A 26,777-nucleotide genomic window follows, 5' to 3' on the forward strand; every position below is an offset into this window, starting at 1 on the left:
CGTCGATAAATAGGCCGAATGTAGAGCGACAGTCCAAAACCCATCAACATAAGTTTAGCGGATGTTTGACAACCGGGGGAATCCATGTAGCCGCATTAAGGTGCGAACAACGCTAAACACCTAGCTTAAACCATTGCACCTTAAACACTAAAACCAAGTTTAAACTAAGATCGCCAAGCGTTGTGAGTCACTCTTAAATGCTTTGTTAGGCACTACTTGATCAACGGGTTTATGAGGTCAAAAGACGATTCTGGAACAATATCCCCTGAAATTGCACCAAGTATTGCTAACTGAAACCTTTCGGCATAGTCGCGTAACTCTTCATCATCAATTGACTCGAATTTCCAACTAACACGAGAATTAAAGTGGGAACCGATATGAACAAGGACTCCATGCTGAATATAAAGCAGTGCATATGCTAGATTTCTGTCGACACTGGTACCTTCTTTAACAAGCATTCCTACTTCTATAAGCGCTTTGTGAAAAATCCAAAATTTCTCAATGTCCCACTCGCCATATTCGGATAAGTGGCCATAAAATGTATGTTCCCAATCAGGGCTGCCATCCCCAGGGACATTTTTATAAATTTCATCAACAGGGGGGTTGCTCATGTATAACCTTTACGTTTTAACGATAATTATGAATTTGTGCCTAACGCTTGCAGCTGGGGCGGAAAAGCCAAAGCGAAGCGACGGTTTTTACGTCCCTAGACTGCACTTGTTAGCTGCCCTTGCTGGTATAAATAAATGGTTGTGGGGTAATAATGATAAGAGGACATCGCAAATTCATTGATGTCGTACACACAGCGTACTGGTTGATTACAAATACGACAATGGAAATTGCAATACTCCTGCTCCCATGCCATTAATTTACCCATTGCTTTATTGAACTCATCTTCGATACCGGATGGTTCAAATGCCTTGCGCCAATTTAGTTTGAAAATGGTTATGTCATCGCAAGCTTTGCACCAGTATGTAGGTGCAGCACCAAACATAAGCCTATCGCTAAACCTGTCTTTCTTTTGCAGCCTCACAAGCCGCTCTGTTGCATCAATTTTCTCAATCATACTTTTAGCAGCTAACGCCTTGTTAAGGGGTGAAGCACGCAACACCGATGCTACCGCATACCGCCTTAATCACTAAAACCAACGCATAGTAAAAATGCCACGCGTGCTGAATCCCTCTTGAACAATTTGTTATACGCGTTCTAGCGGTTGTACTTAACCTTGTTCAGAACTTCTTTTAGTTCATGCGTTTTCTCAAGGTTTACACCGTGAATATTGGCTAAAGCACAAACATAATACAAGACATCATATAACTCTTCTGCGATTGAACCTTTAAGTTCATCTAGCGTTGGTTGCCCACTTTTACCTTTGCGAATAGATTCCGATAATTCGCCAACTTCTTCGATTAGTTTTAAAAAATAGTGTCCAGATTGCTCTGGCGCATAATCGAATTCTTTTATATGACTTTGTAACTCAGATAACTTCATAACGTCCTTTTTGTATCATTTTCTATTAAGCGTATAACGCCTCGCTTAACCGGCGCAAAATAGCAGGCTAAAATTAGCGACGAAGGAGCGCAAGCCTGCTGTTTTGCGTCCTTTGGTTTAAGCGTTTGTTATGAGTAAATGGAGCTCCACTCTTTAATTGAGTCCCATTCTAATTCTGACTCGACTACTTTACCTTTTGCGAGGTAATTCTTATGGTAAGAAAAGATATTATTGTTTAGCTTGAAGCTACCAACGAAACCTTTTTCTACAACCTTTAAACGAGATACTAATTTATTTTCTAAATCAAAGATCGCAACTCTAGTTATTGGACCCTTTTTATAGTCAGTCGTCAGCCACTCTTCAATAACTAAATAGCGGCCATTTAATAATTCACTACGAGAGAAGCCATAAAAGAAGTTAGGTACTTTTTTTCCCTCAATCTCTAATGAGTAATATGCTGGACCAAACCTAATTTCATTCTCATAGTTCAATTGATACTGCATACTCGAATTTACTCATAACGCCCTGTAAAGGTGTGAGCAACGCAATACCGATGCTCCCACATACCACCTTAAACACCAAACGCAACGCATAGTGAAAATGCCACGCGTTGCGAATCACTCTTGAACAGTTTGTTATAGCGCTTTGCCGTTTACAAGTGACCAATGATGAGGCATTAATTCTCGTATAGTTTTGAAAACCAATGCATTCTCTGGAGTTGTTATAGCTGCTTTGACATCCCCACCCCAGTGGACAAGACGCTCTTGGCAAACTCCGCATGGTGACAAGATTAGAAATTCATCGTTCTCGTTCTCACGACACAGACATAATGAGTGAGTCACTCGCTCATTGAGTTTGTGAGCCTCTAAATAAGCACCCACTTCCATGCATAGTGAAAGAGCATCGTTTTTAATATCAGGAGCAATACTTGTTAATATTTTTCCTGACTCTGTTCTAACAGCCGCAGCACCACCCCAACCAGAAGGATATCGCATATTTACTAGTTCTATTGCTGCTTGATACAGCTCTTTTTCGATATTTTCCATGACCATCCATATTCAATTTTATCGTGCGCTATAACGTCAGCTTAAGGGGCTAAAAACACAATACTAGTGTGAAACAACCACCTTAAGCGCCAAAATTAGAAAAAACTAAAAAATGTTCCAGTGTTTTTGTCCCCTTTAAGCCCTTGTTATGTAAAAGCAATGCTATACTCGATGCCCATCTTTTCCAGCAACTCTATCAAGTGAACGCTTGGATTATTAACTGATATAAAATCATCGTCGACATTTACCCCAGCTAACAGAGTACCACCTTTGTAGAAATGCCAATTCGCAACTCCTTTGTTCAAATGAACATCCCAGTCCAAAAGGTTGTTGCCCATGTTTCCAATTATCAATGGCATCGAGTCACGGTTGAACGCGTAGACTTTCGACTCTTTATACCAGTTGTCAGCCCCTTGGTTGTAAAAGAGCGTCTGGACTTTACAAACACCAAGACTATATTTTGATAGCTCGCGTCTTAGCTTATCTTTGAAGGATATTGAGTCATCACACTTAGAATCAAGCTCTTCATAAGAGAAACTATCGCACCCAGCAGATAACAACTCTTCTAGAATCCATTTGCTTGCTTTGAAGTTGATATCATCGTCACTGATGGTTAAACACTTCATTTAAATCGAGCCTTTACATAACGCCGCCAGCAGGGGCCGAAAAACCAGAGCGAAGCGGCGGTTTTTTGGTCCTTCTGGCTGGCTTTGTTATGCGTCATTTTCTATTAACCATTTACAAAACGGATCGTTCGAGTCTTCATCTCCAAATTCTGCAGGTTCTTTAACTATGTCACTTGCCTTTCTTGGGATGGAGGTTTGAAACTCATGAACTAGCCAATCCTGATATTTCAAATTTGGTTGAACCACAAAGTTACTATTTTTAAAGCTTTCGCTAGGTGTAAGTTCAAACTCATCATTCCAGCAGATTTCATCGTAACCTATGGCAATGAGTCTCAAGAAGTCCAGAGGGTCATCACACAAGACACAAGCCAGCATAGATCCAGAACCTGAGCCTATATGTACAATCCTTTGTTGCCCTTGATCGTCAATCCAAAACGCAGCCATTGACCCATCACCACCAGTTCTGGCGAAGACCCGAAGTCGGCCCTTTGTTTTTTCATTTATGAAATAAAATAAATCGCAGTCTTTCTCGGCGTAGAATTCAATTAATGTTCCGCCAGGCCTTTGATTGTCTCCCCACTCAGATCTAAGCTTGCTGATTGGGTATAGATAACCAACCCTCCCATCTTCCGTATCTTCGTAGAAGCCGTTTTTTTCAATCCAACTGAAGAGCTTTTCGAAGAAATCTGGAATCTTCATCGGCTCTAGCAATATTTCGTCTATTTGATTGGATAGCGAACTCAACTACTAAGCTCCTTTTTAAGCATAACGCCCGGCTAAATCGCCGAAACGGAGTTGATGGTTTTGTGCGAGCGTAGCGGAAAAGCACAAAACGAGCAACGTAGTGGAGGTCGATTTGAGCCGTTTGTTAGCTGCATTTTCTTTGTTTAAGTAAGACATTGTATTTTTTTATTTTTCTTGGGATTGTAAAAGCTGAGTATAAAAAGATAATCAAAAACAAGCCAAAGCTTATGTACCAACCTACCCCATAAGACAACGTATTACCTAGATAAGCCGCACCTACAAAAAATATCGGGAACGAAATATAGCCGAATAGAGACACACCTGCATTCGGCTCTCTACCGTTTTCCAAATGGATAATATTACCCTCAATGCCAGCAGCGTAGACACTAAATACAATCGCCACTAAAGAAAGCACGAAGATCAATAAATATAAACCTATTGCAACCATAAATTCTCGATTTGGGTATGCAGCTAACATTCTTAATAACAGGCCGGCTCGTTTTCCCTCCAACCTAACTTACAATCAATCTAACATAAACCATTAAAAAATAGAGAATATACATAAATTTTATTATTTTACCTTCACATAAAAACGAGCCGGCCTGTTATCACTTTTTACGTGGCATGTTATCTTGGGGGGTTCTTGCTTCAACTTACCTATTAACAACGACTTACTAATTGCTCTGCCGACAAAATGAGCCACTACTCCTGATAAAACAAGCCGTTTTTCATACTCAAACTCCTTCTAACACCAATAAACTGTATAAAAAAACAGTTTTGGGATGTGGGAAATGGCAAGCAAATTCATTGAAGAAATCCGTAGACACATGCGAATGCGAGGCTATAGTCTCAAAACAGAAAAGGCCTATATATACTGGATAAAATACTTCATTCGCTTTAACAAGCTAAAGCATCCTCAAGATATGGGAACGACTGAGGTAACAGCCTATCTGTCTTATCTTGCTAATGAACAACACGTCGCTATCAACACTCAAAAAGTCGCGCTTAATGCGATTGCGTTCCTTTACAACCAGTTTTTACAAAGACCGCTTGGTGATCTAGGTTTTACTTATGCTAAAAAGCAGCGCAAGGTTCCGAGCGTACTTACGCCAAATGAAGTCCAACTGATACTGTCACACCTTTCTGGTGTTAATCACATCATTTTTTCTCTGTTGTATTGTTCTGGACTTAGAGTTAATGAGTGTTTGAGAATTAGAGTTCAAGATCTTGATTTACAAAACCTATCTTTAACCGTGCGAGATGGGAAAGGAAAAAAAGATCGCGTAACTTTACTTAGCCCAACGTTAATTGGTTCTCTTCAATTGCAAATTCAGAAAGCGTCAAAAATACAAGAAGAAGATATCAAACAAGGCATCGGTCCCTCGCTTCCACACGCCCTTGGTAAAAAGTACCCGAACGCTTTTAAACAAATTGCTTGGATGTTTATCTTTCCTTCTTTAAGCATCTGTCGGCACCCACTGACTAATAAGCTTTGTCGGCATCATTTACACGATTCTGCACCAAGAAAGGCTCTCAAACGAGCGGTGCAACAGGCTAAAATCTTTAATAAACGAATAACATGCCATACCTTCCGTCATAGCTTCGCTACCGAACTGCTGCGCTCGGGGCAAGATATTCGTACAGTCCAAGAGCTATTAGGACATTCAGATGTAGCGACGACACAAATCTATACCCATGTTATTGGCGAACATTTTGCGGGTACTGTAAGCCCACTAAATAAAATCTTTATTGAAAACTATAAGGAAAACCAATGATCCTTGCCATGAACCAAACATAAGAAAAATTAGGGCTTATTTGGAACAGATACTTGAGTGGAGTAAACAATCTAAACACACTTTGGGGCATTTTTGAGTTTAGTAAGGCCAACAAAGGTGGTTCTTATCTTGAAAACGAACTAGAACTCTACTCATGTTTATTACGCCGAAAGTACGATGTTCCCCAACCTCAATTTAAAACATTGCTCTGCTTTTGAACGCCCATTATACTGTTTATAAATACAGTATTATAAGGTTTGCTATTCTGTCAGAAATTTGAAAGACAGATCAAAAAAGCCATGGATATGCGAATGCTATCCCAGCGGGAGAGATGGAAAGCGTATAAGAAAGCGTTTTGCCACCAAAGGAGAAGCGACAGCATTTGAACACTTCACGATGAGTGAGGTGAACGACAAGCCGTGGTTAGCTAATAAGGTCGACAATCGCAGGTTGAAAGACTTGCTTGATACCTGGTGGGAGGTTCACGGCCATACGGTGAAAACAGGTCAGAACTCCTATAATCTTATGGCTAAAACGATCGCCATGCTCAATAACCCAATAGCACACCTATTCACGAAAAAAGACTATTTGGCCTATCGCGCCAATCGTGTGAGCTACCATCGTAACCCCCCAAATGTTGCTATTTCATCATCTAATCAAAACATCGAACTAAAAACCTTACGTTCAATGTTTAATCGACTAATCAAGTATGATGTATGGAAATTACCGAACCCTTTAGCGGATATTGAACTCGTCAAAATTGCAGAGAAAGAACTTAGCTACTTAACAAAAGAGCAAATACATAACGTTCTTAGTGCTTTAGCTGCTGATGACAGCCTTCCAGCAAAACAGATTCATGTTGTCGCTAAAATCTGTTTGGCTACTGGATGCCGTATAGGAGAGGCTCTTTCACTCAAACATTCTCAAATAACAAAATACAAGCTGACCTTCACTGAAACGAAAGGTAAAAAGAATCGATCCGTCCCTATTTCCCCTACTCTGTATGAAGAGATCTTAAGGAACTCAGTAAGCAGTCACGCCATATTCAATGTCAATTACAAAAAGGCTTGGATGTGTGTTAAACGAGCATTACCAAACCATGTACCCGCAGGACAAGCCACTCACGTTTTTCGACATACCTTTGCTAGCCACTTTATGATGAATGGTGGCGATATTTTGGTGTTACAGCGTATTTGGGGTCACCAGAAGATAGAGCAAACTATGACTTATGCGCACTTCGCACCAGAGCACTAATACAAGCCGTTGAACTAAATCCACTAGAAAATTAGTGGCTACAAAGTGGCGGCAAATCTCGGTTATAGTCTGATTTAGTCGGCTTTTCTCATCTTTTTACGCATCCCAAACAACAGGTAAGTCAAATAAAATCAATAATTTACAAGCATATAGCATCAATATCGATAAAACTTAGGGTTTTATTTTTCAATTGACTGCCCCTTGGTTTATTGAAACAGCAATACCATAATTCCATCAACAGCCACACTTTTCACTTGAGTGTTGAATACAGACTCAAGTTGTTCTGGAGTCAGTACCCCTGCCGCGGTACCAGAAGCTTGTAAAACGCCTTTGTTGAGCAGTAGCACTTGGTCGGCGTGTCTTAGGGTGCGGTTAAGGTCGTGGGTTGCCATGATTACGGCGATGCCCTTTTGTGCCACTCTTTCAATGAGCTTATAGAGTAACGCCTCTTGCGCAATGTCTAACGGTGCCGCAGGTTCATCTAAGATCAGTAACTTCGCGTATGGATTAAGTGTTGGCCAAACTTGTAAGCACATCCCCGCCAATCGGACGCGCTGCCACTCACCACCTGACAAAGCTTGGATTGAGCGATGAAGCTTATCCGCAATGTCGAGCATCTGGGTTATCTCTTCCAAGGCTGCATTGATTTCAGTATTAAGCCCTTGTGACGAGCTTGGTAGCGATAATGCCAGGTATTGGAATACTTCTAAGTTGAAAGCCGGTCTTGCACTCTGACACAAGTAGGCACGGTGCAATGATAGGTCCTGTAACGATAAGTCAGATAGGTCCTTCTCATCGAGCTTGATATCGCCTTTATAGCTGTCACCAATGCCCGAAATAGCTTCCAGCAAAGTACTCTTGCCACTGCCATTAGGCCCAATAACATGAGTTACTTGGCCCGGCTTGACCTCAAATGATAGTGGTAATAAACGAGCGCCGACGCTCAGGCTCTTAATTTGAATCATGATTTTTAATTAACATCCAAATGAAGATAGGTGCACCGATACTTGTGGTCATCACACCCAAAGGTAATTCTGCAGAATCAAGTAAGGTTCGTGCGCAAATATCAGCAAACACCAGCAGCGCAGCCCCCGCAACTGCAGACAAAGGCAGTAGATATTTATTATCGGTGCCAATTGCTAAACGCAGTAAATGTGGCACAACCAAGCCAACAAAGCTGATTACACCGCCCAACGCCACCGCAAAGCCAACCAAAATGGATACTACGAAGATTAAGCGCCAACGTAACTTAGGCACATTCACGCCAAGTTGCGCCGCATGGATCTCACCGATCATCAGTTTGTCGAGCTTACTGCCTTGCAGACACAACCAGATAATCACAGGAATCATCACTAATGTCAGCGAGTGTTGATACCAAGTCACGCCGCCTAAACTACCCATTAGCCAGTACATCAAGAGACGAAGGCTCATGTCATCACTGAAGTAGAATGCCCATGTCACCATCGCACCAGAAAGAATACCTAGTGCTACCCCCACCAGCAGCAGCTTGGTCGTGGTGAGCCGCATTGCTTTTACCATGCTCACCAGAATCACTGTGAAACAGAGTGACCCTAACACCGCAGCGACCATGAAGAGTTCAGGGGTAGGAGCAAACGGCAAGAAGAACAACACAATCACCATGGCGAGGCTTGCACCACCAGAAATGCCGAGCACACCCGGCTCTGCTAATACATTACCTAACAAGACTTGTAAGCTTGCGCCAGATACAGCTAGCCCTGCCCCGATGGCAATCGCCGCCAATAATCGAGGTAAGCGTAAATCAATCAGTAGTTTTTGTTCTAATGTGGACAAGGTGCCCAGAGGGGAAATGAAGAGATCGCCAACCATTAGGTAAATAGCACTCAGCGCGATAAGCAGTGCTGCCATCAGATAAATGGCTCGCATCCATTTACGCTGTTTTTGGTGAAGAAGTTGTTGGAAATCCATATCAAGCTACTTTGAAATTGTTCGCGTAACCTTACCTGTATCCCCAAATAAACTCAAGGTTCACACCGTAATGTGAACCTTGATATTTCAACCAGTTGAGCGGTTATTCAACGAACCGTCAGCACTTCTACCGATTAATCGTAAACCAACTGACCATGGTCGAATCGCGTTTCCACTTCACACACCATTAAAGCTGCTCGTTGACCGATAGCAACATTGCGATTGGGGAACACCACCGCTTCGTTTTCGTTCTTTGCCATCAATGGTTTGTCACCATCATGACCAAAGACTTCACCGTGCTTAAAGGCAGTAAAGTTCTCTACAGAGTCTGAGAACATGAAGTCGAAATCATCATGTAAACGAACAATAGTACGGCTCACTCGATAAGTAATGGTTGGCTTTGGTAGGTGCTCTGGCTCTACTTCCGCGATTAAATTACGCATTGCTAAATCAAAAGCGGTTAGCTTATCAAGTTGGTTCTCACCAATTCTTGCAACCTGCCCAAGTTCCATAGTCAGAGCTTGCGCTTCGAAGTTCTCTGCACTGTACCAACTGAAGGTGCTGGTTGGCGCATTCGACAGCAACACGGCTTCAACGTGAGCACTGTTGATGAAGTCGAATAACTCTTTACTTCGTACTTCGTGGCGAACCTTAGGGCTCACTGCAAATGAATAATGCTTAGACAAACGGATTGCACAGTGTAGATCTAAGTGCCAGCGGGTTGCTGGTTTGGTTTCTTTGTAAAACTCTGTCACCAAAAACTTTAAGTTCTGGGCGATATCCACTTCTCGATTACTTTCGTACTGTTTGTCATCAAACAGACGGTTCATATTCACATCAAGAAAACGGGTATGCGCGTTGGTTGCTTCTGGGTGAGCTATGATAAACAAGCATCTAGCGTTCACTGCCTGAAAGCCTGTTTCAATATCTTCAACGAGCTTATCAATCAGCTCCATTGGTGACGTTTCATCGCCATGTACACCGCTTGAAAAGATGATGTTCTTGGTTTCAGAATTGTAATCCGCGGGAATGACTTCCAATACACCACGTTGATGAAGCTTAATTTGAACACCGTTACTCAGTACGGTCTGTCCTGCAAACACTTCTTGTTCAAGATCTAGGCTGTCAAAAAGAAATGATTGGCGAAATAGGGTCTTCGTCATGCGCTACTCCTTAATTGCACGGCCGTATGTTAATAAATTGTACATAGAAATTGTGTTGCTAGGATCGCACTTATCAATAGAAACTCCGTTATCACTCACAAATACTACCCATATATTTATATTTCCTGCTTATTAACAAACCGAGGCCTGTGCCAAATAACTTTCTCATTTAAAGCGACTTTTCGTTACTTCAGGTTAGTTCAGCAGGATAAGAGCCACGTAAGCTAACACGACTCTGACCTACCATGAACAGATTGAGATCAATTAATCTTCCTGATTGAGCAATCTTTCAAATTCGTCGATTTGAACTTTGACCATGTCGATACTTTGTTGCCAAAAATCGGCTTTAGTCAGGTCCATTCCAAGATGTTTTTGAACCACTTCTTCTGCCATCATGCTGCCCGTATCTCGCAACAAAGACACATAGTCGCCATAGAACTGTTCGCCCTTCGCATCACGCTGAGCGTATACGCCTTTACTGAACAGGTAGCCGAACAAGTATGGGTAGTTGTAGAAACTCACCTGAGAAATACTGAAGTGTAATTTACTCGCCCAGAAGTAAGGGTCGGCCTCAGTCATTGCATCGCCGTACCACTCTTTCCAAGTGCTTTCCATCAGATCACATAACTGCTGTGCCGTCAGTTCACCTTTTTCACGCTGCTCATAAAACGCTTTTTCAAACTCAAAACGAACTGGGATATTGACCATCAAGGCTAACGAAGAAGAGAGTTCTTCCCATAGCATTTCAAGCTTTTCATTGCGTGTTTGTGCTTGTTTGAGTAGGTAATCACGCACGATGTTTTCAGCAAAGATTGAGGCGGTTTCAGCAAGCGTCATTGGGTAACGCGTCTTACACAGTGGCATATCCCTCATTACCCAGTTGTGGAACGCATGGCCAAGTTCATGTGCCAGTGTCATTAGATCAGAGCGGCTCCCACTCCATGTCATAAACACCAGTGGTGTGCGTGTCGCAGCAAACTTAGTGCAGTAGGCGCCTAAGCGCTTGTTGGCTGCTGGTGCCGCATCAATCCAACCATTCTCAACCATTAAAGCGACAAACTTAGCCATCTCTGGATTCACTTCAGCAAAAGCGGTTTTGATCACCTCAATCGCTTCATCAAAAGGGTAAACCTTAGATTCAGTGTCACCCAGTGGTGGCATTGCTGCTAAGTGGTTCCAAGGCTTCATCTCATCTAAGCCGTGAACTCTTGCCATTAGTTGACCCGCTTTCTGACCTACTTCGCGATTCGCTTTAGCGACAGACATCATAGTGTCTAATGTTTCAGGCACGATACGGCTGCCATGCAAGCTAGGATCTAAGAAATGTACATCACTGATTTTCGAACGCTTTTTATTTTCAGTCAGACGCCAGCCTGCCAGTGCATTTAAGATCGAAGCAAATGACTCTTGGTGCGTCTTCATGGCACCTTGAACAGCGCGCCATGCTGGTTCTTGTTTATCGAATTCACTGCCATACAGCAAGCTAGCGGCTTGTGAGAAACCAAGCGCTTCTTCTTCACCATCAAGTTTTAGCGACAGTTTCAAAGAACCAGTTAGGTTGTCATATAAACGCCCCCATGCATCACGACCATCGACTTTCATCGCTGCTAATAACTGCTCTTCTGCAACGCTGAGTCGGCTGCTGGCTAATTTACGTGAGCTCTCAATCGCAAAGCGCTGACCTGCAACATCGGCGCTCTCGTGTTCTAAAACAGCATCTATAAACTCGGGCTCTGCGTGAATCAATGTGTCTTCATAAGGGCTAAACGCTTGAGACATTTCAGAGTTAAGCTTTGCAACACGGCCAAGCAACGCTTTCGCTTCTGTGTGTGTTGCATCCACTGACGCGTGGCAATTAGCGAAGGTATTGATAGTGCTAAGTAATGTACCAGCCGCTTCTGAAGTTTGGATGGCATTTTGCATCGCCAAAATAATGTGGCGCTTTTCAACATGTAGATGTAACAGCTCAATACACTGTTGAATCAGTTCAATGTCCTGTTCGATTTTTGCATCATCAAGACCGCGATAAGCAATGCTTAAATCCCAGCTAGGTGTTGTCATGACTAAATTCCTTTCGCGTAGGTAGTAATACCAATCTGGTACAGCGGTTATGGATACCGCCTTTTACTTCTATCTTTCTATTTATAGGTTTAATAAATTGTTTGTTATAACTGTGCTTTAGCACTCAAAGTACGGGCAGCCCTATCGCTTTAACACTGATAAAGCTTTGCGCGAACTGAGTGACTTGAATATGGGTTATCGATGCATTATCAATCGACAACTTTGAGTACAAACTCGGATTTTTCCAATCAAAATCAAGGCAATGCGCCAATAACATTCGAATTACGCCACCATGAGTAACCAGCAGTAGATTGTCACTTGGGTTATTCAAAAGTTGCGACCAAGTTTGAGTTACTCTTTCGTGGAAGCTCCGTAAACTTTCTGCACCATTGAGCTTATGGTTCGATGGGTCTTGCCAGAAGGTGTCGAGCATTGCCCACTTGTCTTCTAGCTCATCAAATGCGATACCATCCACTTCGCCAAAGTTCATTTCTTGAAATTCAGGAGCAACAGACAAAGGCACAGACATGCGCTCCGCGTACAAGTGAGCTAAGTCGCTACAACGCTTCAACGGTGAAGTGATGACCGCATCAACCGCTATACCCTGATGTACCAGAGCGTCACAAATCTGTTGTTGAAGCTCCGGATTGACCAATACGTCAGAGACACCGTTTAGCGCAGCCTTCCCTTCCACTTTGCCATGTCTGAGCAAATAGATGTTTTTAGTGGTTCCATTGAACATATCAGTGATCTAGCCTTGAGCGTTGATAGAATGATTTGAAGGCTTAAGGTGTAGTGGCAACCCCGCGGCTATTAGAGTGACATGTTCGACAACGCGAGCAAGTGCTTGGTTCATGCGACCAGCATTATCAACAAATAAGCGCGATACTTTCCCGAGAGGAACAACCCCTAAACCCACCTCGTTCGATACCATGATGATCTGTGCCGGGCTTTGCTCTACGCTTTCAACCAGGGATTCAATCACGGCCTCAACCTGGGCATTCGTTGCATCATCACCCAGTTCGAAAATGATGTTATTGAGCCATAGTGTTAAGCAATCAATCAGTACCACATCGTCTTGCTTGAATGACTGCAGTTTAGCGGCTAATTCGACAGGTACTTCATGTTCTATCCACTGTGCACAACGGCGATCTTTATGATGAGCGATTCGATCACGCATTTCATCGTCCAGATACGTGGCGGTCGCAATGTAATGCAAACGACCATTTGAACATGCTTCGAGCGCACATAATGCTTGTTGTTCTGCAAAGCTCGACTTACCCGAGCGTGCGCCACCTAAAACAAGATGTCGATGAATCTGATAAGCTTGATTTTTCGTTGTCATGTATGGCCTATAATACCCTGAATACGTTACATAAAGCCGTTATAAAAAGCTGCGGCAAACACGATGTAAATCAGTAGTTCCATTAACTGTTGAGCAGCGCCCAAGCAGTCTCCTGTGAAGCCACCGATTCGCGCGATGAGCCACTTTTTGAATCCCACCCTGAACACGTAAGCGACGAATGCCAATACACACGTAAACGCCAAACCAAACCACAAGCTCGGCAACAAACCAATCAGCATAAGAAAGGCAAGTTCGCCCTTAGTTTGCTTATTGGCGAGAGGCTTGCTCTTGCTAGTATCTAAATCGCTGACATAAGGCATGTCGTAAATAAGGGATGCCGCAATCGCACGACTAAAGGTGTAACCCGTTATAATGATCATGAACAATCCGGCCATACTGACCAATTCATTCAACAGCACCCACTTACCAAGCAGCGCCATTATCAACGCAGATGCGCCATAAGTGCCAATTCGGCTGTCTTTCATGATGGTCAAACGGCGTTCGACCGTCATGCCACCACCAATGCCATCCGCCATATCGGTCAAACCATCTTCATGGAAAGCACCGGTGAGCATCAAGCTGAAACTCATCATCAAAAAGATGGCAATAGCACTTGGTAGTACAGCATCAAGCAATAAAAATACGCCACCACACAACACACCGAGCAGTAAGCCCACAGTAGAGAAGTAGCGACCAGAGCGGTTCATACGTTCTTCTGAATAAGGCGTATTCTTTGGCATCGGCAAACGAGAAAAGAAGCCCATGGCTAACGAAAACAGTTCCCATTGATAAGCGATGCGATCTCTCAATGACCTTTCTGGCTTATCACTCATTAAACCGTTACTCCAGCGCTCTCAAAGCTCGCCATATTGTTGTAAAACTCTGCCGCCGCTCGAAGGATTGGCATCGCCAGTGCAGCGCCTGTCCCCTCACCTAGCCTTAAACCAAGGTCGAGCAATGGCTCAGCATCGAGCAGCTCTAATAAGATTTTGTGCCCTGACTCTTCAGAACGATGTGCAAAGATCATGTAATCGCGACAGTTAGGCTCAATTAAGGTCGCAACATACGCCGCAACTGACACAATAAAACCATCGACCAATACTGGCGTTCTGTTGTGGTAAGCACCAAGGAAACCACCCACCATTTGCACGATCTCGTAGCCACCGACTTGAGCTAAAATCGATTTAGGATCGAGCCCTTTACAGCGCGCAACACCTTGTTCAACCAGCGCCACTTTACGTGCGAGTTGTTCGTGATTAATGCCTGTACCTAAACCAACACACTCTGCCGCAGTTCGCTTTGCTAGTGCGCTTAAAATCGCTGACGCGCTGCTGGTGTTGCCGATACCCATCTCACCGAACATGATGATATTGGTGCCATTCGAAATGGTACTAGATACAAGCTCCGTGCCCAGTTCAATACCACGTTCTACCGTTTCTAAACTCATTGCGGCTTCGTTGGCAAAGTTATTGGTTCGTGTGCCCAAACGTTGTGACACTAGCATTGAAGAATCAGCTTCAACGGGTAATAAGATGCCTGTGTCTATCACCGTAATATCGATATTGTTCACAGCACAAAAACAGTTAATCGCAGCACCGCCGTTTAAGAAGTTCAATACCATCTGCTGCGTGACAGCACTTGGCGCAATACTCACACCTTCGTCAGCGATACCATGATCGCCTGCGAATATAATGATGCTCGGCTTGTTCAATTCGATATGTTCGGCCGCCGAATCTTGCCCTTGGCTCTGAATTAATGCTAATTGAAAGGCAGTTTTTTCGAGTAAACCCAATGCCCCAAGCGGCTTAGTTTTTTGATCAATACGGTGTTGGATTTGCTGTGAGTATTTGGTATCTAACATATAATTACTGGTACTTAGATTGCAGAATGGGGTTTAGCGTTATTATCCAGTTGAAGCTCAATTGAATAACACTTACTTAGGACGAGTCACTGAGAATACATTGGATAGCGTGGCGTATTCCCCTCCACCTAGTCGAGATAAAGGATCCAATGCGAGCGCATCTATCTTCAGGCGGTCGCTCTCATTATCGATCACCTCTTCAGCTATATACACCTGTTCAATTTGCGCAAAGATAAGGCTTTGTGGCACTTCACCCACTTCTTTGACCTCGTAGAGTGTGCAACCAAAAGCCACAGCGCACCGCTTCACTCTCGGTAAGGAAAAACCCTCAAATTCAACTAATTCAATGTTATTCGCGGTTACTTCTGACTCATTATGCTCAAGAGTAGCTGCAGTCGCAGTCATCACTTCAGCTGAACTCGACGATGCAATATGTATAACTAGCTTACCCGTCTCATGGGCATTACGAGTGGTGTCTTTGATTTCTCCCGATGGCTTCTTCCCGACCGATAACATCAGCAGTGGCGGGTTACTTGAAACAGGCGTGAAATAAGAGAAAGGTGCTAAATTGTATTCTTGGTCAGCAGATTCCGTTAATGCCCACGCGATAGGACGAGGGACAACGGTTTGCGTCATCAGGTGGTAAATCTGAGTAGGAGCAAGAGTATTAAGCTTGAGGTTCATAGCACATCCTTGGTCTATGGGGATTACGATTTAGTTTACGTGTTAAGCGAGGCTGTATCTATCGTTATATCAGCTAAAGCGGAGAGGATGTTCTTAATTTAAGCAGTTTAAACCGACATTTTCTCAATTTGAGAATCAAAAAGACTAACAGATTGTACTTCGTTAGCCATGACAACAAAGAATCAATAACTTACGTTTTGGCACCCTTTATGCTTTATCTAAAGTACTTGTCAATCTCTCCATTGATAAGTACCCATACAGTGAACACCCACACTGTTAGCTACAAAATGCAACACCAAGCAACACAACCGGTTGAAAAAAGTAAAGCTCAGTAAATTGATTTAGGAGGTGCGATGATTCCAAACTCAAGCAAAAGGAAACCAAATAAATCAAGCAAGAAAGCTAGCAAAAAGGTAAGGAAAATCCCACTGTCCTTCACCTAAAATTTGCGAAGAAAGTAGCAAGCCCGTCGCCCAACGGGCTTTGTTATTTTTGGGGTTTTGAGTTTTTAAATCATATCAACACAAGATTTCATTGGCTCATTAAAATCTCAATAGTTAGACAATCAGTTCATTTTAAAGCCATTCCGCCGCCCAAAAATCAAGCATTGGCTCACTTGTCATACTCCGTAGACTTAGCCTTATATTTCAAAAGCTTATGAGTAACTAGGGTTTATTTACTCTCGAATCCTAGTTGTTAGTATCGCCCCATTAACCATTAGGGGATTTATGAAGAACAAAGGCTTTACATTAATCGAGCTAGTCGCCGTAATCGCTGTTTTAGGCATTATCGCTGTGGCAGCAGCACCGCGCTTTTTGAACATCAAGTCTGACGCAACCATAGCCACTCTCGATGGGTTCATTGGAGCCTTCAACGCAACCAATGAAATAGTCATGGGCAAAGCAACCATTGAAGGTTTAGAGAATGAAAAGCTCGCGCAATTCTCGGACCAAGATATATGGATTCAATGGGGCGCTATTGCATTAGATTCTGACAATATCAAAAACGCGATGCAGACTGATGACTATCAGTTGCTCAGCTATGGACCGAAATTCAACCCAACCCTCATAGTCTACACGGGCAGAGAAAGGCAATTTAGAGAGCTAAAGAGCTATAACTGTTTTGTTCAATTCACTAGGTCTTACACGTTAGATCAAACCCAACTCATCAACATCGGCGATCTGACAATCAATAAATTCTATGACGGGTGTTAATCTCTTAACTTGAAAATCTATTACGTTCATTATGTTGCCTAATCTCTTTAAGCCCGTATACGCGGACTTTTTTGTTCCCACGACACAACTTTCCTATAGCGAACGCCTATCGCTCGTATCTAATTTGCACGTGCCTTCACATTAAAGGCGAACAAGTTTTCGTCATTGAACAAGAAGGTTTAAATTGAAACAGTGACTTAGGTAAACGTTAGGGATAGTTATGAGCATTTCTGGAGATAAGACATCAATCATAGTGGCTGGTGCTACCGGGCTAATTGGTCATCATGTGATGAATCTGCTCATCAACGAGCCTGCGATACAGCACATTTACGCTTTATCCCGAAGAGCACTCGATTCACAGTTCCACTCAGAAAAACTCCACACGCTGATTCATAGTGATCTGCAAGTCACCAGCTGGGACGATACCAAAACCACACCCCACCTTGGGATCATCTGCTTAGGCACCACCAAGAAAAAGGCAGGCTCGAAAGAAGCATTACGAAAGGTAGATGTTGAACTTGTCAGTCAAGTAGCTCAGTCGATGAAGTTCTTGGGAGTGCAACGGGTCGCGGTCGTATCAAGCTATGGAGCATCCGTCGATTCCTATTCACACTACCTCAAATGCAAAGGTCAAATGGAGCAGAACTTAAAGCGTATCGGCTTCAAGCAACTCTTCATTGCACGTCCAGGGCCATTGGTTGGCGAGCGAGAAGAACCAAGAGCCGACGAAAAACTGCTACAAAGCGTGTTTCCACTTCTGTCGCCTTTTATGTTTGGGAAATTCAAAAACCTACGCCCTATCCAATCAAAAGATGTCGCTCAGGCCATGTTGTTCCGATTGTTCGAAAATAATTTCCAAAATATCGAAATTTACTCATCCAATGACATGCTCAATTTATTGGCAAAATATCGCTAAAAAGCTCATCTATTCACCATAATGTTGTTTATCCACTCATACCATTCAGTGGATATTACCTATCGTTCTATTTAATTACTTTTCCTTATTTTACGTTTTGTTACAGGTCGCTACTGTAGCTAACAGTATTTGCGCCCATATATCCAAGTAATCTATCAATTTAAAGAAACTCATAAGGAAAACAAATGTCACTTTCAGCTATCGCTGCCTTAGCGGTATTCACTGGTATCCTCTTCTTTCTCCACGGACAGCAGAAAAAAGAAAACACGTTATCGCGCTTAGTTCTATTAGGTTTAGTTTTTGGTAGTGCTTTTGGTCTTGGCCTTCAGTTGCTATTTGGTGAAGGTAACCCTGTAATCAAAGAAACACTAGACTGGGTAAACATTGTCGGTCGTGGTTACGTTGGCCTACTGAAAATGGTGATCATGCCATTAGTATTGGTTTCAATGATTGCTGCAGTAGTGAAACTTGAGAAAGGCGGTTCACTGGGCAAAATTTCTGGCATCACGATTTCTGTATTACTTGCGACAACGGCAATCTCTGCGATTGTAGGTATTGTTGTGACTCAAGCATTTGGCCTATCTGCTGAAGGTTTAACAGAAGGTGCTCGCGAAACAGCGCGTATCGCAACACTAGAAAGCCGCATTGGTACGGTTGCGGATCTAACGATTCCACAAATGCTGGTTAGCTTCATTCCAACCAACCCATTTGCAGACCTAACCGGTGCTCGCTCTACATCTATCATCGCGGTTGTTATCTTTGGTGTGCTAACGGGTATTGCAGGTCGCAAAGTAATGGCAGAGAAAGAAGAGCTAGAATCTCCAATTCGTACGTTCGTTGAAGCCGCTCAATCTATCGTGATGCGCTTAGTTAAGATGATCATGGCACTAACGCCATACGGCATCGCAGCGTTAATGGCGAAAGTAGTTGCAACATCAAGCGCTTCTGACATTTTAAGCCTGCTTGGTTTCATCGTAGCGTCTTACGTTGCAATTCTGCTGATGTTCGTTGTTCACGGTGTGTTAGTTTCTTTTGTTGGCGTAAACCCAAAAGAGTACTTCCAAAAAATCTGGCCTGTTCTAACGTTCGCTTTCACTTCGCGTAGTTCTGCAGCAACGATTCCACTGAACGTTGAAGCTCAAATCACGAAACTAAACGTGCCACCAGCAATTGCTAACTTATCAGCTTCTTTCGGTGCGACAATTGGTCAAAACGGTTGTGCGGGTATCTACCCTGCAATGCTAGCAGTGATGGTTGCACCTACGGTTGGCATCGACCCTATGGACATCAACTTCATCCTGTCTCTAATTGCAATCATTACAGTGAGCTCTTTCGGTATCGCAGGTGTAGGTGGTGGTGCAACGTTCGCAGCACTTATTGTACTGCCAGCGATGGGTCTGCCAGTAACAATCGCAGCACTGCTTATCTCGATCGAACCACTTATCGACATGGCTCGTACCGCGCTTAACGTATCTGGTGCAATGACAGCCGGTACGATCACAAGTCGCCTGTTAGGTAAGAAAGACAAGCAACAAGATTTGGAACAAGCGAACGCTTAATTCTGAATCAAACTGCTCGACCAAAAAAACCGATGCTCATGCATCGGTTTTTTATTGTCTATTTGGTGCCGGAGTTGCTTTTTAAATGTTAAGCGTGCATTTGTTCAATAATACAATGGGTTATCTGGAATGATTTTATAAAAATGATATATGATGCACCACTTCAAACATAGCGTTTACCCATAGCAAAAGTTCGATAACAGGATTCCAATGAGCTTTATTATACTTTTACTTCTTCTATTATTCGTTTTCACGACTCGTTTACTTCAGTGGCGAAAAACCTCTTATTTTCTCTCCTTTGTTCTCTTATCGTCATTTGTGCTGATTGGTACGGGGTCAATTCCTCGTTATTTATTAGATGATCTACAAGCAAATTACGAAAGTAAACCAGATATACAATGGGCCGATAATAATGCAATTGTTCTTCTCGGTGCTGGCACTCAGTTTATTCAAAGCACACAAGGTTTCGAACCAACATTTTTCTCTTATGGCCGAATCAGTGAAACGGCAAGCCAATATAAAGATTGTGCAAAATCGGGCACAAAGTGCAAAGTAATCATCAGTGGTGGCGATGCACAAGGCAATGGCGTAACAGAAGCGGAAATTTACGAGCAACAATTGCTGAGACTTGGTGTACCAAAAGCTGACATCATCCAAGAGCCAAACAGCGTGAATACATGGAAAAATGCACAGCTAACCAGCGACCTGATGAAGCACCACCAATTCAACAACATTATTCTGGTTTCATCTGGCCTACATATTCGCCGCAGTGAGCTTTATTTCAACCACTTCGGATTAGAGGTAATTCCGGTTAGATCCGATTACATGGCGGCTCAGGTTTCATGGCTTCCTTTATGGTACAACTTTGCTGTAACTGACTTCGCACTGCACGAGCAAATCGGTTTTGCGAGGTACAATATCTACAACTTTATGGGTTGGAACAGCAAACGCGAGAAGCCTGGTGATGCATAACGCATTACTCTTTGGTTACCGATAAAGCTCTAACTAGAGTAATCAAATAGATGAAAATGCAGCGACGACACTAGGGTTATCGCTGCATTTTTTTATGCCAGTGATACTCCAAAGTTAAACTATCTCCCTTCAATTTCTAGACTCTTCAACACTCGTCACTTTCTAATACAACCTATTTACTCATCAAAATAGAATACAAAAAGTAAAAGCTTTATCAAGCAACGCTCACCCAACTGTAAGGCTATGAAATATATATGGATTTATTTTCAATTCATTTCAGTATTTTTGCGTTCCTTTTATGTGACAGAGTACACGCCGCTAGGAGCCCTCGGCTTCAAAATAATACATATAAAAAATATCTAATAAAAATAGCCAAACAATGGCCATTAGGAACTCATTCATGTTCAACGTCAGTAAAACTGTACTAATTAGCGCTGCCATATCGTTAACGCCTCATTCCGTTAACGCAAAGATCTACTCAGACCAAGTCGTGTTAGACAAGCTTGGCGAGGATAGTTGTCGTCATGACTATCGCCCACTTAATTACTCAGAAGCACAGGAGCACAAAGCGGCCCTCGTTTCTCGAATGAACATTTGGGATATCATCGGTCTTCAAGATGATTGGGTGATCATGGGCTCTGGCTATCACGGCCTTATCAAGCATGGTCAGCCAAATGACAAAACCTGGTGTTACCCTAATAAACCTGAAGCGGGCTTACCATACTATGAAGCACACGCTATCCAGGAAAACAGTAACCTCGAAGTACAGAGAGCCTTAGTCAACGACAATGCGAACTTCGTTAGACCATTAGCCTACCTAGCAAACAATCTTGGTTATGCGTGGGTGGGCGGCGATAACGGGCGCTACGTTGGTCAAGATATGGGGATCAATCAAGTTCACAGCGGTTGGGAAATTAAAGGGAATAGTAATGGAAGCTGTTCAGGTGACCGTTGCAATGAGAAAACGACGATTAAAGTCGATAACTTCTCCTACACACTTGATACTCAAGGGTTCTCGTACGGCACCGTTAAAGAGACAGACCAAGAGCTGATCAACACCCTTTCCGCTTATGCAATCAACGAGACAGATGAGCCGAAGCAGGTCATCGTCGATCTTCATTTTTTACAATCAACACAGTGGAACAAGACCAATCGTTTTGATCTCGCGGACGTTGTTACTCTCGACGAGGACTTTCACTGGCCTCAAGCAGGAAAAACCGATGTTCGAGTGGTGTTAGAAAAAGGCCAACATTTCGCCGACATCAATAGTGGACAGCGTTCAGAGGCGAGTGAGCTGCAAGCCATCTTAACGGTACCCGCCCGTTCAGTATTACCATTTAGAGTTGAGTTCTTGCGCTCTACTATCTCTTACCCTTATCGCATCAAAGCTAATATGAGTTACGACGTAAACTTCACAGGCTTTCTTCGCTATAGTGGTAATGCGTTAGTTTCACACCCGACTAACCGTCCAACCGTTTCACACACATTTACCATGGGTACCAACAGCGAAGAGCAAGCCAATATTCGCTACCAATGGGACCATCGTTACATTCCTGGTGAGATGAAATGGTGGGACTGGAGTTGGGCCATCAACGAATATGGCCTGAGCAGCATGCAATATGCCGCTGGCGCGAGTGTTCGCCCCTTCTACTCTTATGTTTCAGGTCAGTTTAATGCCGAGTCACAATACTCTGGGATGATCGATATCGGTGCGGAGCACTCCGTCGATTCATTTGATATCGTGAACATATTAACCAACCACAAAACCTACTATGCGGGCGATATAACCGTCGTGACCGATTTCGATCCTGAAGCGCTAAATCGACTCGGTTATCACGATGCCCAGCTAATGATTACTCCAATACAGCACTAAAAACACATCTGTATCCCAACACTAAGCTCATCACTCTGGTGGTGAGCTTTTTTTTCTTCCATATCCAAAAGCCGAAGCACTTACTCAACAACCGTTCTCGGCTGGTTTCTCCTGTCGTCAGGAACACTGTTCAAAAAGTACTTTTCCTTCTAACCACCAATGAAAGCCAACATTTAAATATGACAAAAAAAATCCATTTATGGCAATTCGCAGCCATTATTTATAGCCCCATATCCATTGCATTTTGTCTTAGTGACGGCGTCCAAGATACTCAATCATTAGACGAGATTAACCAAAATCGCATAACGTCATGGGCTCGCGACGAAGTTTATTCAGAGCCACAGTTTGGCATTGCACTAGGCGAACTCGAGCATGATGCTCATGCGAGCTCTTTCTCAGCAGCTTGGCCACAAACAGAGCAAGCACTCGCGAGCGTCCCGCAAACTTTTGAAAGCCCACTGAGCGAACAAAGTTTATTCAACCGCCTCGGTAAAGCGGGATCTTCTACGTTGGAAGTGTTAGGGCCAGTTGGAGATGCAGTCGCAGTAGGGTTTTGGCTCGACAATATGGTGAGTACATTCTCTCAGGAATCCTCTACCCGCCTTGATGAAGCCGCTTCTGTTTTTTCCATCGTTCCGCTAGTGGGTGATGAGTTAAACCTGTTGTCGAGTGATATAAAGTACTTCGCGGCCAAACAGAAAATTGAAGAGTTTGAGCAACAAACACACTACGTATTCGCTAATCACTCATCAGAATTTGCTCGGTTTCACCACAAAAAAGAAGACGCAATTACACTACTCAATAAATATGACAATCACGTAAAGCAGAGCGCTTCTATGTATGTCGATCACCTACTCCTACAAGCCGACACCGAGCATCGTCGGCTAGCCTCTGCATATGACAGACAACTATCTAAGCAAATGGCACGAATCGATCTCGAGCTTTTGAAATCTCTGGGCCATGTTTCTGTTGATACAAATTTGCACCAACCTTTATGTCAGGAATCGTATACCTCCCCTAGTAATCTCGAAAACTGCGTTCGTCATCAAGGACCAGCTCGAATTGATGACCTAATCAACAAGTTGAATTCGAGCGCCTATCACGAGCTGGCTTTAAAAACACATACCAAGAAAGCAGAGCTTGTCGACATTGCTTTACGTCAGTTGGCAAAACACCGACAACGATTAATCAACCGAGTAAGTGATAGAGCAAAGCCACACATCACAGCGATGATCAATCAAAGCACGCTCAACCGAGGCACCTTGGAGTTTCAAGTTAGACAAAGTGGATTAAGGGAGTATGCAAACGAAGTATGGGGAATAGATTATCTGAGTGAAGAGCAACTTAAAACTGCGACCGTAGAAGTACGCCCTGCCAGGACTTGCTGGGGCATTCCTTCCGTAGTTCCTGGAGGAGTCCAAGCCTCTCTCGATGCATGCAAAGATTCGGGCGCTCTATACGATACTTATCACCCTAAAAAGGATCCCGAGTTATCCGAACTTTTAATGAGGAGAGTCGACTTTAATGTTGATCAATACATCGCATCAAAGATTGTTAACGGTTGGCCCGCAGGCCTATTTAGAACTCAGTTGATCAACACGGCTAACGCCTACATCTCAGGCCAATCATCGAACAAACTGTTTGAGCAACTTGTTTCTGAGCTAGCGCACATCGAAATTCTTCGCTACCAAACACCTCTCAGCGAATACTTAGAGAGTAAAGGTATTGATAGCTCTGACCCCAACAATCGTAAAAATTGGTATCAAATTAGTCGTTGGTATGAACTGCTATTAACCGAGCGACCAAGCGGTGGAGCGTTAGACCAAATCAAACAATATGAAATTTTCAAATATTTAATTCAGCCTCAATTTAAACTTGCTATTTCAATGTCTTACATTCGTTCTCTAAATTACTCGATACCATTTCCAAGTGTTTACTCTGCAGCAAACCTTAGGTTTTATGCACCTCAAATGGCAGACATACTCGACGACGTGATATCGCAACCTAGCGCTCAGTTTGAGCGAAACTTCCAAAGAGCTATTGACAGCATAACGGAAAAGGCTCTGAAAGCGACAAGTGCTAACCAACTTCAGTACTTATTAGGCGATCTTTCTCTCTATCTTCAAATCGCACAGCATCAGCAGTCTGAAGCCAATACTTCATTAGACAGTGCTCATCAGCATCAGCTGTTCAATAGCACGCTATCAACACTCCATCTGAGTTACCTATCACAAGTTCACCATGACGCCATTGAGTTGCAAATCGGGGGAATCTCAAACCATGAGCTCTGGTCTCACCTTACCGAAATCAAAGGTACGTTGAGCCGGGGGGATATTCAGGCGGCAGTAACGCAATTAGGGGCCATCGTTAAAAACAATGACTTTACTATGTTTCCACACATCAACCATATGCTGCTCAGAGAACTAGAAGATTGGATTGAAATCCAATTGGCATTAGAGGAATAAGTCTATGAAACTCACAATTACACGAACCGTTTTGACCTTGTTGCTGCTCATTAATTCAAGTCAGACATTTGCAGGAAAAGGGTCTGAATTTGGGCTCTTCTATGATACTCCCGACGGCGTAAAAGTCATCGAGGGATACAATTCTGCGGATTATGGAAACCTTTATCGCATGTCGAAAAATCTATACGTGCAAACCAAGAGTGATGCCTACCTTGCAGACATGAGCGTGTTGATTCGCAACCTGCAACTATCGCCAACAGGACGTGAGATTTTGCGACAAATCGCGACCTACGAACCAGTAAATGCACCCGATGATGCTATTGAACCGCTAATAGAACATACGATCGGCGTCGATCAATCAAAGGCTACTGTTGTCACTGTGATCCGAGAACCTGAAGGCCCAGGTCGACTATTCGAGACAGTACCTTCGATATTCGAAGATCAGCAAAAGGCTTCACTAGCATGGCTGCGACAATCTAATGGTAAAGGAGTATCAAATACGATTTTCTTCTCCACCACCGAGATGGTTAATATTCCAGGGAAGAACACACCATTTGATCAAACTGTCGCTTTAGGACATGAACTCATTCACGCTCGTGACTTTGCTTCTGGCGCTGTTCCACAAGGCAGTACACCTCAATCTCATCGACATCCCGATACTAACCAAATCACAGAATATGTCATTCCGAATTATGAGTACCAAACAACAGGAATTGCACACTACAACAACGCTGAAAACGGGCGAGATCCTGTAACGGAAATCAGTAGTACCAGACAATCAATGATCAGCCTTCGCGAAGAGATGTATTTCCATTGGAAAGCACTGGGACAAGAGAAGGCGAAGGCGTATTTAAAAAATGAAAAAGTCGTGAGCGAATTTCATTTGGCTGATGAGCTAGGAAAAGAGAAACGCAATACTTATTGGCCGAAAGAGCACTACAACTATCAACCCTACACTCTTGAAACTAGACCATCGGCAACACCTCAGCATGCCCCTAAATGGGATACTGTAGAAGGAAAACAAGCTCATATAGAAGTTAAACAAGCGCTCCAACAATCATTGAGTGAAGGGAATAACCCTGCGATTGTTATCGTTGATGCAACCGAACAACGTCTTTCTCAAAGCCTGCAAAACTCGCCAGCGCTCACACGAAGAGGCCTTAGTAACCAGAGTTCAATTTTGAAGTACGCAGCACAAAACGACATCAAAGTGGTCAACCTATACAGTGCCGCGAACGAAACGCCTTTGAGTTCGCTAAAAAAACGGAAAAAGAATCTGTTATACCGAGCTATTTCAGGTAAAAAAACAGAAGAGACTCGAGGTTACCGGGATGTTAAGTACAACGAAGGTAACCAAACAGCCCTAACCTCAGCGCTGGAAGACAACGACGAAGTGTTAGTGATGGCCTACTCTGACGGCAAAGTAACAACAAATGTTATCGACAGCCTTTCTGAAAGCATGCAAAAACAAGTGGTTGTATCACGATACGCTAACTTGGATTATCAACCATCAAACCTTAGCGCAGAAGAAAGCACGGCATGGAAAGCGCTAGGTAGAAAAGACAATGTGAGAATGCTTGGAGGTGGCAGCCGCTCTCGCTTCAATATATGTAGCATCCAGTAAACAAGGCTCAAAAAGCCGGCTTGCGACCAGTTAAACATCATATACAGCTGGCCCTTTGTTAATGGCTAACCGCAACTCCAAAGGGCCAGTTTATGAGAAGCAAACCTGTTACGTGACTTAAAAATGCAATCACAATGACACAAAAGTTTGAGTTAAT

At 43.3% G+C, this 26,777-nt stretch carries 26 protein-coding genes; 9 read left to right on the top strand and 17 right to left on the bottom strand.

All coding sequences use genetic code 11. From position 1 onward, the window contains the following. Positions 1–212 precede the first annotated feature (212 nt). From BTO10_RS15050 to BTO10_RS15095, 8 genes are all read right to left on the bottom strand, one after another. The gene (locus BTO10_RS15050; protein WP_105025065.1) at positions 213–611 is read right to left on the bottom strand and encodes an Imm41 family immunity protein; all 399 of its coding nucleotides are present in this window, start codon (positions 609–611) and stop codon (positions 213–215) included. Positions 612–706: 95 nt separating this feature from the next. After that, complete coding sequence (locus BTO10_RS15055) at positions 707–1,066, bottom strand: hypothetical protein (RefSeq protein ID WP_105025066.1); 360 nt, start codon at positions 1,064–1,066, stop codon at positions 707–709. 140 nt (positions 1,067–1,206) lie between these two features. After that, positions 1,207–1,491 carry a MazG nucleotide pyrophosphohydrolase domain-containing protein gene (locus BTO10_RS15065; RefSeq protein ID WP_025794344.1) on the bottom strand — a complete coding sequence of 95 codons (285 nt, stop codon included), beginning with the start codon at positions 1,489–1,491 and terminating at the stop codon, positions 1,207–1,209. A 128-nt stretch (positions 1,492–1,619) separates the two neighbouring features. Continuing rightward, complete coding sequence (locus BTO10_RS15070) at positions 1,620–1,994, bottom strand: hypothetical protein (protein ID WP_105023409.1); 375 nt, start codon at positions 1,992–1,994, stop codon at positions 1,620–1,622. A 132-nt stretch (positions 1,995–2,126) separates the two neighbouring features. Further along, positions 2,127–2,537 (bottom strand): cytidine deaminase, encoded by a 411-nt coding sequence (locus BTO10_RS15080; RefSeq protein ID WP_010648722.1) that lies wholly within the window; start codon positions 2,535–2,537, stop codon positions 2,127–2,129. Positions 2,538–2,683: 146 nt separating this feature from the next. Next, positions 2,684–3,163: a hypothetical protein gene (locus tag BTO10_RS15085; RefSeq protein WP_105025068.1), complete on the bottom strand. Its 480-nt coding sequence runs from the start codon at positions 3,161–3,163 to the stop codon at positions 2,684–2,686. An 87-nt stretch (positions 3,164–3,250) separates the two neighbouring features. Continuing rightward, the gene (locus BTO10_RS15090) at positions 3,251–3,907 is read right to left on the bottom strand and encodes a hypothetical protein (protein WP_219846858.1); all 657 of its coding nucleotides are present in this window, start codon (positions 3,905–3,907) and stop codon (positions 3,251–3,253) included. Between the two features lie 124 nt (positions 3,908–4,031). Further along, positions 4,032–4,355, bottom strand: a complete 324-nt coding sequence (locus tag BTO10_RS15095) for a hypothetical protein (RefSeq protein WP_146106821.1) — start codon at positions 4,353–4,355, stop codon at positions 4,032–4,034. A gap of 343 nt (positions 4,356–4,698) precedes the next feature. Here BTO10_RS15095 and BTO10_RS15100 point away from each other — a divergent pair, with 343 nt between their 5' ends. Together BTO10_RS15100 and BTO10_RS15105 are read left to right on the top strand one after the other, a co-directional pair. Then, entirely contained in the window at positions 4,699–5,682 is a 984-nt protein-coding gene (locus BTO10_RS15100; RefSeq protein WP_105025070.1) for an integron integrase, read from the top strand. Between the two features lie 276 nt (positions 5,683–5,958). Then, the gene (locus BTO10_RS15105; protein ID WP_445656369.1) at positions 5,959–6,936 is read left to right on the top strand and encodes a phage integrase; all 978 of its coding nucleotides are present in this window, start codon (positions 5,959–5,961) and stop codon (positions 6,934–6,936) included. A gap of 206 nt (positions 6,937–7,142) precedes the next feature. On the opposite strand, the gene btuD is transcribed toward BTO10_RS15105, so the two are convergent. From btuD to BTO10_RS15150, 9 genes are all read right to left on the bottom strand, one after another. Beyond that, positions 7,143–7,901, bottom strand: coding sequence for a vitamin B12 ABC transporter ATP-binding protein BtuD (gene btuD, locus BTO10_RS15110; RefSeq protein ID WP_105025071.1), 759 nt, complete (start codon positions 7,899–7,901; stop codon positions 7,143–7,145). Next, a complete protein-coding gene (btuC, locus tag BTO10_RS15115) occupies positions 7,888–8,883 on the bottom strand; it encodes a vitamin B12 ABC transporter permease BtuC (protein WP_105025072.1) in 996 nt (331 codons plus the stop codon). Before btuC ends, btuD begins: the two co-directional genes overlap by 14 nt. A gap of 134 nt (positions 8,884–9,017) precedes the next feature. Continuing rightward, positions 9,018–10,046, bottom strand: coding sequence for a succinylglutamate desuccinylase (locus BTO10_RS15120; RefSeq protein ID WP_004741837.1), 1,029 nt, complete (start codon positions 10,044–10,046; stop codon positions 9,018–9,020). Positions 10,047–10,310: 264 nt separating this feature from the next. Continuing rightward, positions 10,311–12,107: a M3 family oligoendopeptidase gene (locus BTO10_RS15125; protein WP_105025073.1), complete on the bottom strand. Its 1,797-nt coding sequence runs from the start codon at positions 12,105–12,107 to the stop codon at positions 10,311–10,313. Between the two features lie 124 nt (positions 12,108–12,231). Then, positions 12,232–12,849 (bottom strand): histidine phosphatase family protein, encoded by a 618-nt coding sequence (locus tag BTO10_RS15130; protein WP_105025074.1) that lies wholly within the window; start codon positions 12,847–12,849, stop codon positions 12,232–12,234. A 9-nt stretch (positions 12,850–12,858) separates the two neighbouring features. Continuing rightward, on the bottom strand, positions 12,859–13,452 hold the full coding sequence (gene cobU / locus BTO10_RS15135) for a bifunctional adenosylcobinamide kinase/adenosylcobinamide-phosphate guanylyltransferase (RefSeq protein ID WP_105025075.1): 594 nt from the start codon (positions 13,450–13,452) through the stop codon (positions 12,859–12,861). 26 nt (positions 13,453–13,478) lie between these two features. Then, the gene (locus BTO10_RS15140; RefSeq protein WP_105025076.1) at positions 13,479–14,285 is read right to left on the bottom strand and encodes an adenosylcobinamide-GDP ribazoletransferase; all 807 of its coding nucleotides are present in this window, start codon (positions 14,283–14,285) and stop codon (positions 13,479–13,481) included. Next, a complete protein-coding gene (gene cobT, locus BTO10_RS15145) occupies positions 14,285–15,313 on the bottom strand; it encodes a nicotinate-nucleotide--dimethylbenzimidazole phosphoribosyltransferase (RefSeq protein ID WP_105025077.1) in 1,029 nt (342 codons plus the stop codon). Before cobT ends, BTO10_RS15140 begins: the two co-directional genes overlap by 1 nt. Before the next feature lie 72 nt (positions 15,314–15,385). Continuing rightward, a complete protein-coding gene (locus BTO10_RS15150) occupies positions 15,386–15,997 on the bottom strand; it encodes a flavin reductase family protein (protein ID WP_004741831.1) in 612 nt (203 codons plus the stop codon). A 728-nt stretch (positions 15,998–16,725) separates the two neighbouring features. Here BTO10_RS15150 and BTO10_RS15155 point away from each other — a divergent pair. The 7 genes from BTO10_RS15155 to BTO10_RS15185 all read left to right on the top strand — a co-directional run bounded on the left by BTO10_RS15155 (position 16,726) and on the right by BTO10_RS15185 (position 26,620). Then, entirely contained in the window at positions 16,726–17,211 is a 486-nt protein-coding gene (locus tag BTO10_RS15155; RefSeq protein WP_105025078.1) for a type II secretion system protein, read from the top strand. A 220-nt stretch (positions 17,212–17,431) separates the two neighbouring features. Then, a complete protein-coding gene (locus BTO10_RS15160) occupies positions 17,432–18,127 on the top strand; it encodes an NAD-dependent epimerase/dehydratase family protein (RefSeq protein ID WP_105025079.1) in 696 nt (231 codons plus the stop codon). 185 nt (positions 18,128–18,312) lie between these two features. Continuing rightward, positions 18,313–19,686, top strand: a complete 1,374-nt coding sequence (locus BTO10_RS15165; RefSeq protein WP_105025080.1) for an L-cystine transporter — start codon at positions 18,313–18,315, stop codon at positions 19,684–19,686. A 210-nt stretch (positions 19,687–19,896) separates the two neighbouring features. Then, positions 19,897–20,658, top strand: coding sequence for a YdcF family protein (locus BTO10_RS15170; RefSeq protein WP_105025081.1), 762 nt, complete (start codon positions 19,897–19,899; stop codon positions 20,656–20,658). Between the two features lie 400 nt (positions 20,659–21,058). Next, positions 21,059–22,531 (top strand): aerolysin family beta-barrel pore-forming toxin, encoded by a 1,473-nt coding sequence (locus BTO10_RS15175; RefSeq protein ID WP_105025082.1) that lies wholly within the window; start codon positions 21,059–21,061, stop codon positions 22,529–22,531. A gap of 179 nt (positions 22,532–22,710) precedes the next feature. After that, positions 22,711–24,996 (top strand): hypothetical protein, encoded by a 2,286-nt coding sequence (locus tag BTO10_RS15180; RefSeq protein WP_105025083.1) that lies wholly within the window; start codon positions 22,711–22,713, stop codon positions 24,994–24,996. A gap of 4 nt (positions 24,997–25,000) precedes the next feature. Beyond that, entirely contained in the window at positions 25,001–26,620 is a 1,620-nt protein-coding gene (locus BTO10_RS15185) for a M91 family zinc metallopeptidase (protein ID WP_105025084.1), read from the top strand. The last annotated feature ends 157 nt before the right edge of the window (positions 26,621–26,777 follow it).

Source organism: Vibrio chagasii, assembly GCF_002954585.1.
Taxonomy (GTDB): Bacteria; Pseudomonadota; Gammaproteobacteria; order Enterobacterales; family Vibrionaceae; genus Vibrio; species Vibrio chagasii_A.